General features: G+C 65.6%; 12 protein-coding genes. All 12 read left to right on the forward strand.

Going from position 1 to position 12,911, the window contains the following annotated elements; all coding sequences use genetic code 11:
* Positions 1-209: 209 nt before the first annotated feature.
* The 12 genes from ACROUL_RS10580 to ACROUL_RS10635 all read left to right on the forward strand — a co-directional run bounded on the left by ACROUL_RS10580 (position 210) and on the right by ACROUL_RS10635 (position 12,886).
* Entirely contained in the window at positions 210-1,658 is a 1,449-nt protein-coding gene (locus tag ACROUL_RS10580) for a PLP-dependent aminotransferase family protein (protein WP_431299453.1), read from the forward strand.
* A gap of 153 nt (positions 1,659-1,811) precedes the next feature.
* On the forward strand, positions 1,812-3,587 hold the full coding sequence (gene xsc, locus ACROUL_RS10585) for a sulfoacetaldehyde acetyltransferase (protein WP_431299454.1): 1,776 nt from the start codon (positions 1,812-1,814) through the stop codon (positions 3,585-3,587).
* Positions 3,587-4,327: a TSUP family transporter gene (locus tag ACROUL_RS10590; RefSeq protein ID WP_431299455.1), complete on the forward strand. Its 741-nt coding sequence runs from the start codon at positions 3,587-3,589 to the stop codon at positions 4,325-4,327. Before xsc ends, ACROUL_RS10590 begins: the two co-directional genes overlap by 1 nt.
* Positions 4,328-5,395 carry an acetate/propionate family kinase gene (locus ACROUL_RS10595; RefSeq protein WP_431299456.1) on the forward strand — a complete coding sequence of 356 codons (1,068 nt, stop codon included), beginning with the start codon at positions 4,328-4,330 and terminating at the stop codon, positions 5,393-5,395.
* Entirely contained in the window at positions 5,392-8,172 is a 2,781-nt protein-coding gene (locus tag ACROUL_RS10600) for a molybdopterin oxidoreductase family protein (protein WP_431299457.1), read from the forward strand. Before ACROUL_RS10595 ends, ACROUL_RS10600 begins: the two co-directional genes overlap by 4 nt.
* Positions 8,169-8,906, forward strand: a complete 738-nt coding sequence (locus ACROUL_RS10605) for a 4Fe-4S dicluster domain-containing protein (RefSeq protein ID WP_431299458.1) — start codon at positions 8,169-8,171, stop codon at positions 8,904-8,906. Before ACROUL_RS10600 ends, ACROUL_RS10605 begins: the two co-directional genes overlap by 4 nt.
* Entirely contained in the window at positions 8,907-9,779 is an 873-nt protein-coding gene (locus ACROUL_RS10610) for a dimethyl sulfoxide reductase anchor subunit family protein (RefSeq protein ID WP_431299459.1), read from the forward strand.
* A complete protein-coding gene (locus ACROUL_RS10615; RefSeq protein ID WP_431299460.1) occupies positions 9,780-11,141 on the forward strand; it encodes a phosphomannomutase in 1,362 nt (453 codons plus the stop codon).
* 143 nt (positions 11,142-11,284) lie between these two features.
* Positions 11,285-12,100 (forward strand): urease accessory protein UreD, encoded by an 816-nt coding sequence (locus ACROUL_RS10620; protein WP_431299461.1) that lies wholly within the window; start codon positions 11,285-11,287, stop codon positions 12,098-12,100.
* Positions 12,101-12,110: 10 nt separating this feature from the next.
* Positions 12,111-12,419, forward strand: a complete 309-nt coding sequence (locus tag ACROUL_RS10625) for an urease subunit gamma (protein WP_305571734.1) — start codon at positions 12,111-12,113, stop codon at positions 12,417-12,419.
* Between the two features lie 3 nt (positions 12,420-12,422).
* Positions 12,423-12,584 carry a hypothetical protein gene (locus tag ACROUL_RS10630; RefSeq protein ID WP_431299462.1) on the forward strand — a complete coding sequence of 54 codons (162 nt, stop codon included), beginning with the start codon at positions 12,423-12,425 and terminating at the stop codon, positions 12,582-12,584.
* Positions 12,581-12,886: an urease subunit beta gene (locus tag ACROUL_RS10635; protein ID WP_431299463.1), complete on the forward strand. Its 306-nt coding sequence runs from the start codon at positions 12,581-12,583 to the stop codon at positions 12,884-12,886. The genes ACROUL_RS10630 and ACROUL_RS10635 overlap by 4 nt, the downstream gene beginning before the upstream one ends.
* The last annotated feature ends 25 nt before the right edge of the window (positions 12,887-12,911 follow it).

Consider the following 12,911-nt stretch of genomic DNA (forward strand, 5'->3'; position numbering starts at 1 on the left):
CGTGATCTTGGAAAGCGCGCTGCCGGGCGCAAAGCCGTTGTCTCTTCGGCGCGCTTCTCATCGGATGAAGACTGATCTTTGCAGGCGTGCGCCGCGAGGCGCGCACGTGTCTTACGGGCAGGCTGGAGCATCGGCCTTGACCACGCCCCCCTTGTCTGTCCAGATGTGAGCCAGCGCTAAGGCCAGCAGGGCCGCGCCACGGGGACGCGATGCAGATACCGCCCGAAGCCTTTGTCCTGGGGCCGCAAGGCTCTGGCACCTTGCAGCAGCGCATCCGGGGAATGGTCACGCAAGGTATTCTTGCGGGGCGGTTCAGGGCGGGGCAGCGGTTGCCGTCGTCGCGCGGGCTGGCGGAGCATCTGGGGATCAGCCGCATCACGGTGACGCTGGCCTATGCCGATCTGGTCGCATCGGATTACCTGACGGCGCGGGGGCGGTCTGGTTATTTCGTGTCGGAGAATGCGCCGAAGGCGGCGGAGTTTCCCGATGCCGGACGACGGGCCGATGCGGTGGATTTTGGCGCGCTGACCGGGCGGCGATTTTCATCGCTGGCGCGGGTGGCGCGGCCGCAGGATTGGGACACCTTTCCTTATCCCTTCATCTACGGGCAGGCAGATCCGACACTGTTCGACCATCAGAACTGGCGGCAGTGCGCGTTGCGCGCCTTGGGCAAGCGCGATTTCGCGGCGCTGACCTCGGACTATTACGAGCGCGACGATCCCTTGTTGGTGGCCGAACTGGTGCGCACCATCCTGCCCCGGCGCGGCATCGCGGCGCGCGAGGATGAGGTTTTGCTGACACTTGGCGCGCAGAATGCCTTGTGGATTGCGGCGACGATCCTGCTGGGCCCGGGGCGGCGGGCGGTGGTGGAAAACCCCGGCTATCCGGGCTGGCGCGGCATCCTTGCCGCCACCGGGGCCGAGGTGGTGCCGGTGGCCGTGGACGAGGCGGGCCTGCCGCCCGACAGTCTTCCGGCTGCGGATGTGGTCTTTACCACGCCGTCGCACCAGTGCCCGACCAACGCGACGATGCCGATGGAGCGGCGGGTGGCGCTGCTGGCAGCAGCCAAGCGCGAGGGGTTCATCATCGTCGAGGATGACTACGAGTTCGAGATGAGCTTTCTGAAACCGGTGGCGCCCGCGTTGAAGTCTTTGGATGACGACGGGCGGGTGATTCATGCCGGGTCATTCTCGAAGTCGATGTTTCCGGGGCTGCGGCTGGGGTATCTGGTCGGCCCGGCCAGTTTCATCGCCGAGGCGCGGGGGTTGCGGGCCACGATGCTGCGCCACCCGCCGGGGCACATCCAGCGGGCTGTCGCGTACTTTCTGGCGCAGGGGCATTACGACGCGCTGATCAACCGGATGAAAAGCGCATTCCGGCGGCGGCGGCAGGTGATGGCTGAGGCAATTGCGGCGGAAGGGCTGGAGGTTGCGGGGCAGGGCGGCTTTGGCGGATCGTCATTCTGGATGCGCGCGCCCGATGGCGTGGACACCGAGGACCTTGCGCTGCGGTTGCGCGCCGAAGGGGTGCTGATCGAGCCGGGGCGGGCGTTCTTTGCAGGCGAGGGGGCGCGGAACTTCTACCGGCTGGCCTATTCGTCGATCGCGCCGCAGAAGATACCGGAGGGAATTGCGCGGATTGCTCGCGCGCTGCGATAGGCCCCCGGGGGCGCTTCGCCCCCCGGACCCCCCGAGGATATTTGCGGACAGATGAAGGGGTGGTTTTCTGGCTATACAGGGGTGGTCGCGCTGGCCCTAAGCTCAATGTTCGACCGGTTGTAGAAATGCCGGCAACGCAAGAGGAGTTTCGCCATGAAGATGACCACCGAAGAAGCCTTTGTGAAGGTGCTGCAGCGGCACGGGATCGAACATGCCTTCGGCATCATCGGGTCGGCGTTCATGCCGATTTCGGACCTGTTCCCGAGGGCCGGGATCACCTTCTGGGACTGCGCGCATGAAGGCTCGGGCGGGATGATGGCGGACGGGTTCACCCGGGCCAGCGGGCGGATGAGCATGATGATCGCGCAGAACGGGCCGGGGATCACCAACTTCGTGACGGCGGTGAAGACGGCCTACTGGAACCACACGCCGCTTCTTTTGGTGACGCCGCAGGCGGCGAACAAGACCATCGGTATGGGCGGGTTTCAGGAAGTGGAGCAGATGGCCCTCTTTCAGGACATGGTGGCCTATCAGGAGGAGGTGCGTGACCCGTCCCGCGTGGCCGAAGTGCTGAACCGCTGCATCCTGAACGCCAAGCGGATGAGCGCGCCGGTGCAGATCAACATGCCGCGCGATTACTGGACGCAGGTGATCGACATCGAGCTGCCGGCGATTGTGGAGTTCGAGCGCCCGTCGGGCGGCGAGGCGGCGATCCAGGCGGCGGCGGACCTTCTGTCATCGGCCAAGTTCCCGGTGATCCTGAACGGCGCGGGCGTGGTGATCGGCGGGGCGATTCCCGCGTCGATGCGTCTGGCAGAGCGGTTGGATGCACCGGTTTGTGTCGGATACCAGCACAATGACGCGTTTCCTGGCAGCCATCCGCTGTTTGCGGGGCCACTTGGCTACAATGGGTCGAAGGCCGCGATGGAGTTGATTTCTCAGGCAGATGTGGTATTCTGTTTGGGTACCCGGTTGAACCCGTTTTCAACGCTTCCGGGATACGCGCTGGACTACTGGCCCAAAGAGGCCAAGATCATCCAAGTCGATATTAACCCCGATCGGATCGGGCTGACGAAGAAGGTCACTGTCGGTATTGTCGGCGACGCTGCAAAGGTCGCCGAGGCGGTTTTGGCGCGGTTAGCCACTACCGCGGGTAACCATGGGCGCACCGAACGCAAGGCCAAGATAGCACAGACGAAGTCGGCATGGGCGCAGGCGCTGTCGTCGATGGATCATGAAGAGGATGATCCGGGGACGTCGTGGAATCAGCGCGCGCGGGCGGATAAGCCGGACTGGATGAGCCCGCGGATGGCGTGGCGGGCGATTCAGTCGGCGCTGCCGCGCGAGGCGATAATTTCCAGCGATATCGGCAACAACTGTGCGATCGGGAACGCGTACCCGACGTTCGAGGCGGGGCGGAAATATCTTGCGCCGGGGTTGTTCGGGCCTTGCGGGTATGGCTTGCCCAGCATCGTGGGCGCGAAGATCGGCTGCCCGGATACTCCGGTGGTTGGCTTTGCCGGCGACGGGGCGTTCGGCATTGCGGTGACGGAACTGACCGCGATCGGGCGGCCGGAGTGGCCGGCGATCACTATGGTGGTGTTCCGCAATTACCAGTGGGGGGCGGAGAAGCGCAACTCGACGCTGTGGTATGATGACAACTTTGTGGGGACGGAGCTGGACACGCAGGTTAGTTATGCCGGGATCGCGCGAGCCTGCGGGTTGCAAGGCGTGCAAGCGCGGACGATGGAGGAGCTGCGCGATGCGCTGGCGAAGGCTGTCACCGACCAGATGGAGCATGGCAAGACCACGCTGATCGAGGCGCTGATCAACCAGGAACTGGGCGAGCCGTTCCGTCGCGATGCGATGAAGAAACCGGTGGAGGTGGCGGGGATCTCCAAGGCGGACATGCGGCGGCAGATGGTGTGATGCCGTTTGACCTCGGCCCTTTGGCGCTGGTGTGGATGGCGGTGGCGATCCTCGTCGCCGCCTTTGTCCGGGGCTATTCGGGGTTCGGGTATTCGGCGATTGTCATCGCTGCTTCGAGTCTTGTCACCAATCCGCTGAATTTCGTGGCGGTTGTTGTCATTCTGGAAACGGCGATGTCGTTGCAGGCAGCCAAGGGGGCGGGGCCTTCAGTGGACTGGCGGCGGGTCTGGCTGCTGCTGGCCGGGGCGGCTATCGGGCTGCCGCTGGGGCTGTGGGTTCTGACCGGGGTCAGCGAGGACGCGGCGCGGGCGGTGATTTCGGGGTATGTGCTGCTGATGTGCGTGATCCTGTTGGCCGGCTGGCGGCTGGCGCGGGAGGTGCGGGGGCCGTCGAACGCGGTGGCGGGCGTGATCTCGGGCCTTGCCAATGCGCCGGGTATGGGCGGGCTGCCGGTGGCAGCGTTCTTTGCCGCACAGCCGATGCCAGCGAACGTGTTTCGCGCCACGCTGATCGCCTATTTCCCGCTGCTCGACCTTTATTCTGCGCCCTTGTACTTCTGGGCGGGGCTGGTGACCTGGGATACGCTCTGGGCCTCGCTGATTGCGCTGCCGCTGACGTTTTTGGGCAACTGGCTGGGCGGGCGGCACTTCTTTTCCACCGATCCGCAGGAGTTCCGGCGCTTTGCCATCTTGCTGCTGGCGGGTCTGGCCACGCTTGGGCTGGTCAAGGCGGTGATCTGAATGTGGCTTATCGTCAACTCCGGCTCGTCTTCGGTGAAACTGGCGGTGTTCGACGATGGTCTGGCTGAGGTGGCGCGGGCAACGGTGGAAGGGGTGGCGGCGGGTGGGCACCCTGCGGCGCTGGCAGAGGGCTTGCGCAAGGCGGGGGTCGCTGTGGCCGACCTGACGGCGGCGGCGCACCGGGTTGTGCATGGCGGCGCTGCGTTTCGTGAGGCGTGCCGGGTAACCGATGCAGTGCTGGCGGGGATCGAGGCTTGCGTGCCACTGGCCCCGCTGCACAACCCGGCGAACCTGATGGGCATTCGGGCGGTGGTCGATCTGGTGCCGGACCTGCCGCAATACGCAAGTTTCGACACGGCATTTCACGCCACCAACCCCGAGGTGGCGGTGACCTATGCCCTGCCGCTGGCCGAGCGTGAGCGGGGCATCCGGCGCTATGGGTTTCACGGGATCAGCTATGCCGCACTTCTGCGGGTGCTGGGGGGGCGCCATGCCGTACCAAGGCGGCTGTTGGCCTGCCATCTGGGCAACGGCGCGTCGCTGTGCGCCATCCTCGACGGGCAGTCGGTGGCCACTACGATGGGCTATTCCCCCTTGGACGGGCTGACGATGGGCACGCGGACCGGGTCGATCGACGGCAACGCGGTCCTGCGGCTGGCCGAGCTGCACGGGATCGAGGGCGCGGCACGCATCCTGAACCGGGAAAGCGGGCTTCTGGCGCTGGGTGGGTCGAACGATATGCGCCAGATCGGGCCGGGGTCGTTTGCGGTGGAACATTTCATCTATTGGGCGGTGCGCCACGCCGGCAGCATGGTGGCGGCGATGGGTGGGCTGGACGCGGTGGTCTTTACCGGCGGGATCGGGGAGAATGACCCCACCGTAAGGCTTGGGATTGCGCGCGGCCTGTCCTACCTTGGCGCGGTTGTGGACGAGGCGGCGAACGCAAGGAATGAGGCTGTGTTGCAGGGGGCGGCATCGACTGTCGCAATCTGGACAGTGCCTGCGGACGAAGAGCGCCAGATTGCGCTGGAAGCGACGGTCGTGCGGGCCGGGGAGGGGCGGAGATGACAGAGCAGCCAAGGATCAACCTGTCGCCGCCGGTGTCGGATGAGATCCGGAAAACCACCTGCTACATGTGCGCCTGCCGCTGCGGGATCAACGTGCATCTGAAGGAAGGCCGGGTGTCCTACATCGAGGGCAACCGCGACCATCCGGTGAACAAGGGTGTGCTGTGCGCCAAAGGTGCATCGGGGATCATGCAGATCACTGCCCCGTCGCGCCTGCGCGCACCGTTGCGGCGGGTGGGGCCGCGCGGGTCGGGCGCGTTCGAGGAAATCTCGTGGGATGAGGCGCTGGAGACGGCGGTGTCGTGGATGAAGCCACTGCGGGAAACAGCGCCGGAGAAGCTGGCGTTCTTTACCGGGCGCGACCAGTCGCAATCGCTGACCGGGTGGTGGGCGCAGGCGTTCGGCACGCCAAATTATGCCGCCCACGGCGGGTTTTGTTCGGTGAACATGGCGGCGGCTGGCATCTACACCATCGGCGGCGCGTTCTGGGAATTTGGCCAGCCGGACTGGGAATATACCAAGCTTTTCGTCATGTTTGGCGTCGCCGAGGATCATGACAGCAACCCCATCAAGATCGGGCTTGGGCGGCTGAAGGAACGGGGCGCGCGGGTGATCTCGGTCAACCCGATCCGCACCGGGTATTCGGCGGTGGCGGATGACTGGATCGGGATCACGCCGGGCACCGATGGCTTGCTGATCCTGAGCCTGATCCATTGCTTGCTTGAGGCGGGGAAGGTCGACCTGCGCTATCTGGCGGAGTTTACCAACGCAGGGCTTTTGGTGAACGCAGCCGAGGGGCCGGAGAAGGGGCTGTTTGCGCGCAATGCCGAAAGCCAGCCCTTCGTGATCGACAAGCGGACGCAGCATCCCGCCCCGTGGGACGGCAAGGGGGTGGAGCCGGATCTGGGCGCGGTGTGGCAAGGCAACCGGACGGTGTTCCAGCACATGGCGGAGACGTATCTGGCGCCGGAATATGCGCCTGAAGCGGTGGCGGGGCGTTGCGGGGTTTCGGCCTTGCGCATCCGTCAGCTGGCGGCGGAACTGGCCGAGGTGGCGTTCGAGCAGGCGATCGTGCTGGACCAGCCCTGGACCGATTTTCGCGGCAACGAGCATCCGAACATGCCGGGGCGTCCGGTCAGCTTTCACGCGATGCGGGGGATTTCTGCGCATTCCAACGGCTTTCAGACCGCCCGCGCCCTGCATCTGTTGCAGATCGTGCTTGGCACGGTGGAAGTGCCGGGCGGCTACCGGTTCAAGCCGCCATACCCGAAACCGGTGGAGGCGCATCCGACGCCGAACTTCGTGACCACACCGGGCAAACCCTTGTCTGGGCCGCATCTTGGTTACGTGCGGGGGCCGGAGAACCTGTGCCTGCTGCTCGACGGCTCGCCTGCTCGGATCGACAAGGCGTTTTCGTGGGAGAACCCGTTTTCGGCGCATGGGATGATGCACATGGTCATCCCCAATGCCGCTACGGGCGACCCCTACAGGATCGACACGCTGTTTTTGTACATGGCGAACATGTCGTGGAATTCGTCGATGAATACCGCCGCCGTGATGGAGATGCTGACGGCGAAGGAGGGGGATGACTATGTCATTCCCCGGATCATCTATTCGGACGCCTATGCGTCGGAAATGGTGGCCTATGCCGACCTGATCCTGCCCGACACGACCTATCTGGAACGGCACGATTGCATCAGCCTGCTGGATCGCCCGATATCCGAGCCGGATGCGGCGGGCGACAGCATCCGCTGGCCGGTGGTGGAGCCGGACCGGGATGTGCGCGGGTTCCAGTCGGTGCTTCTGGACCTTGGGGCGCGGCTCGGGTTGCCGGGAATGGTGAACGAGGACGGGACGGCGAAGTTCAAGGACTATGCCGATTACATTGTCAGCCACCAGCGCAGGCCCGGAGTGGGGCCGTTGATAGGCTTTCGCGGCAATGGCGAGGATGTCGGGCGCGGCGCGCCGAACCCCGCGCAACTGGACAGATACATCGAGAACGGCGGGTTCTTTCAGGCGCATGTGCCGGAGGGCGCGCTGTACTACAAGCCTTGGAACAAGGCGTATCAGGACTGGGCTGTCGCAACCTCGTTCTATGAAGCACCGCAACCCTATCTGTTCAACATCTGGTCCGAACCGATGCGGAAGTTCCAACTGGCCGCCGAAGGGCATGGGCCGATCCAGCCGCCCGATCACCTGCGCGAACGGTTGAAGCAGGCGATGCACCCCTTGCCGATCTGGTATCCGCCGTTCGGCGAGGCGGAGTCTGCGGGGTGGGGCTATCCCACTCACGCGCTGACGCAGCGGCCGATGGACATGTACCATTCGTGGGGGTCGCAGAACGCGTGGCTGCGCCAGATCAGGGGGAAGAACTTCCTCTATCTGCCGACCAAGATCTGGGAGGAACATGGGTTTGAGGTGGGCGACTATGCCCGGGTGATCTCGCCCAATGGCGGCATCACGGTGCCGGTGGCGCATATGGCGGCGCTGAACGAAAACACCGTCTGGACGTGGAACGCGATCGGCAAGCGCAAGGGCGCCTGGGCGCTGAGTGACGATGCGCCGGAGGCGGTGGAGGGGTTCTTGTTGAACCACCTGATTTCCGAACTGCTGCCTGCAAAGGGAGACGGGTTGCGCTATTCCAATTCAGACCCGGTGACCGGGCAGGCGGCGTGGTTCGATCTGAAGGTGCGGATCGAAAGGGTGGAGCCGAAAGATCATGCGGAGCCGGCCTTTCCGCCGATCCCGCGTGTGGTGCCGAAAGGAACGAGCCGATGACTATGTTGCCTGCGGCGACCGAGAAGAAACTGGGTCTGGTGATCGACCTTGATACCTGCGTGGGGTGTCATGCCTGCGTCACCGCCTGCAAGGGGTGGAACGATCAGGGTTATGGCGTGCCCTTGTCGGATCAGGACCCGTATGGTGCGAATCCGTCGGGGACGTTCCTCAACCGCGTTCACAGCTATCAGGTGCAACCTGTTGATGCGGCGCCACAAATCATAAACTTCCCTAGGTCCTGCCTGCACTGTGAGGACGCGCCTTGCGTCACCGTCTGCCCGACCGGAGCCAGCTACAAGCGGGCCGAGGACGGGATCGTTCTGGTAAACGAGGACGCCTGCATCGGGTGTGGCCTGTGCGCCTGGGCCTGCCCCTACGGCGCGCGCGAGATGGATGCGGACGCGGGTGTGATGAAGAAATGCACCCTTTGCGTCGACCGCATCTACAACGAGAACCTGCCCGAGGAAGACCGCGAGCCTGCCTGCGTACGCACCTGCCCGACCGGCGCGCGGCATTTCGGCGATCTGGGCGACCCGTTGTCGGCGGTGTCGAAACTGGTGGCCGACCGGGGGGGCTATGACCTGATGCCGGAAATGGGGACGAAGCCCACCAACAAGTATCTGCCGCCGCGCAAGAAGGACCGCCCCGATCAGGCAAGCCTGCTGGCGCCGCTGTTGGATATCAAGGCCACCGGATTTGCCGGGTGGCTGGACAAGGTGTTGGGGAAGATCTGAATGCATCCAGCACCTTCCGTCATCATCTTCACGGTCCTGTCCGGCCTCGGATTCGGCTTTCTGGCCTTTATCGCGGCGGGGGTCTTGCCGGTTTCCGGCTGGCCGGCCTTTGTGGTCTGGGGGCTTGGCTACGCGCTGGCGGTGGGGGGGCTTGCGGCCTCGACGTTTCACCTTGGCAATCCGCAGCGCGCGCTTTTGGCGTTTTCCCAGTGGCGCACAAGCTGGCTGAGCCGCGAGGCGTGGACGTCGGTCGTGACGCTGCTGCTGCTGGCGCCGATGGCGCTGTCGGATTGGCTGGGGCTTGGCCTGCCGCGCGGGATCGGCTGGGCCGGGGCCGCGATGTGCGTGGTGTCGGTGATCGCCACCTCGATGATCTATGCGCAGATCAAGGCCGTGCCACGCTGGAACCACTGGATCACGCCAGTATTGTTTCTGGCGTTTTCGTTGACCGGGGGCGCCCTGCTGGCAGGGCAGGTGCGGATTGCGGCGGGGCTGGCGGCGGTGCTGGCGGGCGTGTTGATGCTAGCATTCCGGCTGGGTGACCGGCAGTTCGCGGCGCGCGGAGCAACGCTGGGCACCGCGACCGGGCTGGACCGGGTTGGACAGCCGCAGGTCTTTGAATTGCCGCATACCGGGGGCAACTACTTGCTGCGCGAGATGATCTTCGTGGTGGGGCGTAAGCATGCGCAACGGCTGCGGCAGATTGCGGTGGTGTTTGCGGCGGTGTTGCCGGTGCTGGCGCTGGCGGTGCTGCCGGTGCATATCGGTATCGTCGTGGCGATAGCGCTGTATCTGGTGGGGGCGTTTGCGGCGCGGTGGTTGTTCTTTGCCGAGGCCGAGCATGTGGTGGGCCTCTATTACGGGATGCGGTGAATGAGGTTGACGGCGTTCAAGGCCTACGATGTGCGCGGGCGACTGGGCGAGGAGTTGAACGAGGATGTTGCGCGGCGGATCGCGCGGGCTTTTGCCGAAGTGACGCAGGCGAGGCGCGTGGTGCTGGGGCGCGACTGTCGCGAAAGCTCGGAGCAGTTGGCGGGGGCGGTGGTCGAGGGGTTGCTGGCCGCGGGGGTTGAGGTGCTGGACCTTGCGCTGGCGGGGACCGAGGAGATGTACTTCGCCACCGCGCATTTGCAGGCCGGGGGCGGGATAACTGTCACCGCGTCGCACAATCCGATGGATTACAATGGCTTGAAGCTGGTTGGCGCGGGGTCGGTGCCCTTGGCGCAGGCAGAGTTCGACGCGGTGCGCGCGCTTGCCGAAAGCGGGGCGTTTGCAGTGGCGCGTCCGGGCGGGCGGGTTGTGGCGGTGCCGGCGGTGCGTCAGGCGTATGTCGAGCGGGTGCTTAGTTTTGTCGATGTGGCGGCGCTGCGGCCATTGAAGATACTGGTCAACTGCGGCAACGGGGCGGCGGGGCCGACCTTCGATGCGCTGGCCGAGGGGTTGGCGGCGAAGGGCGCGCCCTTGCAGTTCGAGCGGATGTTCCATGACCCGGACGGCAGCTTTCCGAACGGCATCCCGAACCCTTTGCTTGAGGCGAACCAGCCCGTGACGGCGGATGCCGTGCGGGCAGTGGGCGCGGATATGGGCGTGGCGTTTGACGGAGATTTCGACCGTTGCTTCCTGTTCGACGCAGGCGGCGCCTTCGTTCCGGGCGAGTACGTCGTGGGCCTTCTGGCCGAGGCGTTTTTGGCGAAAGACCCAGGGGCGGCGGTGATCCATGACCCTCGGGTGATCTGGAACACGCAAGACCTCGTGGCGCGTGCCGGGGGCCGGGCGGTGATGGCGCAGACCGGACATGTGTTCCTGAAGCGCGCGATGCGCGAGACGGGGGCGGTCTACGGCGGCGAGATGTCGGCGCACCATTATTTCCGCGATTTCATGTGCTGCGACAGCGGCATGATCCCGTGGCTTCTGGTGACAGAATTGATGGGGCGGACGGGGCGGTCTCTGGCCGAGTTGCTGGCCGAGATGCGGGCGGCGTTTCCATCCTCGGGCGAGATCAACTTTCGCGTGGCCGATGCGAAGGCTGCGGTGGCACGGGTGGAGGCGGCGCTGGCGGGCAAGGCCGTGGCGCGGGATGACACCGACGGGATGAGCCTTGATTTCGGGGACTGGCGGTTGAACCTGCGGTCGTCGAACACCGAACCCCTGCTGCGGCTGAACGTCGAGGCGCGCGGCGATGTGGCGCTGGTCGACGCGGGCGTAACCCTTGTGAGCGGGCTGATCGAGGGCTGATTTCGCCGGATGCCGTGAAATTGGGCGGTGTGCCCAACGTATAGGCGGATGCGGGCCGGAAACGGGCGCGGCGCTGGCGGCCTTTCCACCGGCAATTGCCACGGGCCGCCTTGCCGCCGGACAATTGGCGCGAGGGAGTGCCGATGACCGCGATCAGCCGATTTCCAGTGATGCAGCGCGCCAAGGGCGAGGCCGCGGTTGGCCTTGCCTGCAGTGATGGGCGGGTGCGCTTGCAGGATCTGCGGCAGACTGGGTCGGCCAAGGCGATCCTGCCGCAGGTGGGCGTGGTGCCGGAGGTGGTGTTTCTGAACACCTCGGGCGGCCTGACCTCGGACGACCGTTTGCGGTATGCGCTGATGCTGGAGGGCGGCGTTGCGGTGGCGACGACCCAGACGGCGGAGCGGGCATATCGGGCCGATGGCGCCAGCGCGCAGATGAATGTGGCGCTGACGGTCGGGCCGGGTGGCTGGCTGGATTGGCTGCCACAGGAGACGATCCTTTTTGACGGGGCAAGGCTGGACCGCCGAACACGGATTGATCTGGGCGAAGGCGCGGGATGTCTGGCGCTGGAGGCGGTGGTTCTGGGCCGTGCCGCGATGGGCGAAACGGTGGGCCGCGTCGCGTTCCGCGACCGGCGTGAGATCTGGCGCGACGGCAAGCCCCTGTCGGTGGAGCCTTTGGGTTTGGGCGATGCGGCGCTGCAAGCGGGCGGCGCGGGGCTGGGCGGCGCGCGGGCCTTTGCGACGATCGTGATGCTGGGCGAACGGTTGGGCGACGGGCTGGCGGGGTTGCGCGCGGTTCTGGACGAACCGGGGGTCAATGCCGCCGCGTCGGCGTTTGACGGCAAACTGGTCGTGCGGATGACGGCGGCGGACGGCTGGCCGCTGCGGCGGCAGATCGTGCGGGCGCTGGCTGTGTTGCGGTCGGGGCGACCCTTGCCGCGCGTCTGGCAGATGTGAGGGAGAGACGATGAACCTGACGCCACGGGAAAAGGACAAGCTTCTGGTCAGCGTCGCGGCGATGGTCGCACGCGGGAGGCTGGCGCGGGGGGTGAAGTTGAACCACCCCGAAGCGATTGCGCTGATCAGCGATTTCGTCGTTGAAGGCGCGCGCGATGGCCGGTCGGTCGCCGACCTGATGGAGGCGGGCGCGCATGTCATCACCGCCGGTCAGTGCATGGCCGGCATCCCCGAGATGATCCACTCGGTGCAGGTCGAGGCGACGTTTCCCGATGGCACCAAGCTTGTCACCGTTCACCACCCGATCCGAGAGGGCTGACCCATGAGCCGTATGCTGTTTCCCGCCGTCTTCCTTGCCACGCCGGCGCTGGCCGACCCCGGCCTGCATCACCACCCGCATGGGGTGGAACTGGGTTGGATCGTCGCAGCACTGGTGGGCGCATTGGGCGGGGCGGTCATCGCGCGGCTGAGGGGCGGCAAATGATACCGGGAGAGGTTTTTCCCGCGCCCGGTGACATCGTTCTGAACGAGGGCGCCGAGGTGACGGTGCTGATGGTCGCCAACACCGGCGACCGGCCGGTGCAGGTGGGCAGCCATTACCACTTTGCCGAAACCAACCCGGGGCTGGAGTTCGACCGTGCGGCGGCGCGGGGCAAACGGCTTGACATCGCGGCGGGTACGGCGGTGCGGTTCGAGCCGGGGCAGAGGCGCGAAGTGCGGTTGGTGCCCTATGGCGGAGACCGCAATGTCTTTGGTTTCAATCAGAAAATCATGGGGCCGCTGTAAAGCGACCGCATTTCAGGCAAGGTGC

The organism is Tabrizicola sp. BL-A-41-H6 (genome assembly GCF_050632395.1).
Taxonomy (GTDB): Bacteria; Pseudomonadota; Alphaproteobacteria; order Rhodobacterales; family Rhodobacteraceae; genus JAUYQR01.

What these genes read in the sequence shown, in the direction of transcription:
- ACROUL_RS10580 (WP_431299453.1), top strand. Translation starts at nt 210, where the DNA reads ATGCAGATACCGCCCGAAGCCTTTGTCCTGGGGCCGCAAGGCTCTGGC.
- xsc (WP_431299454.1), top strand. Translation starts at nt 1,812, where the DNA reads ATGAAGATGACCACCGAAGAAGCCTTTGTGAAGGTGCTGCAGCGGCAC.
- ACROUL_RS10590 (WP_431299455.1), top strand. Translation starts at nt 3,587, where the DNA reads ATGCCGTTTGACCTCGGCCCTTTGGCGCTGGTGTGGATGGCGGTGGCG.
- ACROUL_RS10595 (WP_431299456.1), top strand. Translation starts at nt 4,328, where the DNA reads ATGTGGCTTATCGTCAACTCCGGCTCGTCTTCGGTGAAACTGGCGGTG.
- ACROUL_RS10600 (WP_431299457.1), top strand. Translation starts at nt 5,392, where the DNA reads ATGACAGAGCAGCCAAGGATCAACCTGTCGCCGCCGGTGTCGGATGAG.
- ACROUL_RS10605 (WP_431299458.1), top strand. Translation starts at nt 8,169, where the DNA reads ATGACTATGTTGCCTGCGGCGACCGAGAAGAAACTGGGTCTGGTGATC.
- ACROUL_RS10610 (WP_431299459.1), top strand. Translation starts at nt 8,907, where the DNA reads ATGCATCCAGCACCTTCCGTCATCATCTTCACGGTCCTGTCCGGCCTC.
- ACROUL_RS10615 (WP_431299460.1), top strand. Translation starts at nt 9,780, where the DNA reads ATGAGGTTGACGGCGTTCAAGGCCTACGATGTGCGCGGGCGACTGGGC.
- ACROUL_RS10620 (WP_431299461.1), top strand. Translation starts at nt 11,285, where the DNA reads ATGACCGCGATCAGCCGATTTCCAGTGATGCAGCGCGCCAAGGGCGAG.
- ACROUL_RS10625 (WP_305571734.1), top strand. Translation starts at nt 12,111, where the DNA reads ATGAACCTGACGCCACGGGAAAAGGACAAGCTTCTGGTCAGCGTCGCG.
- ACROUL_RS10630 (WP_431299462.1), top strand. Translation starts at nt 12,423, where the DNA reads ATGAGCCGTATGCTGTTTCCCGCCGTCTTCCTTGCCACGCCGGCGCTG.
- ACROUL_RS10635 (WP_431299463.1), top strand. Translation starts at nt 12,581, where the DNA reads ATGATACCGGGAGAGGTTTTTCCCGCGCCCGGTGACATCGTTCTGAAC.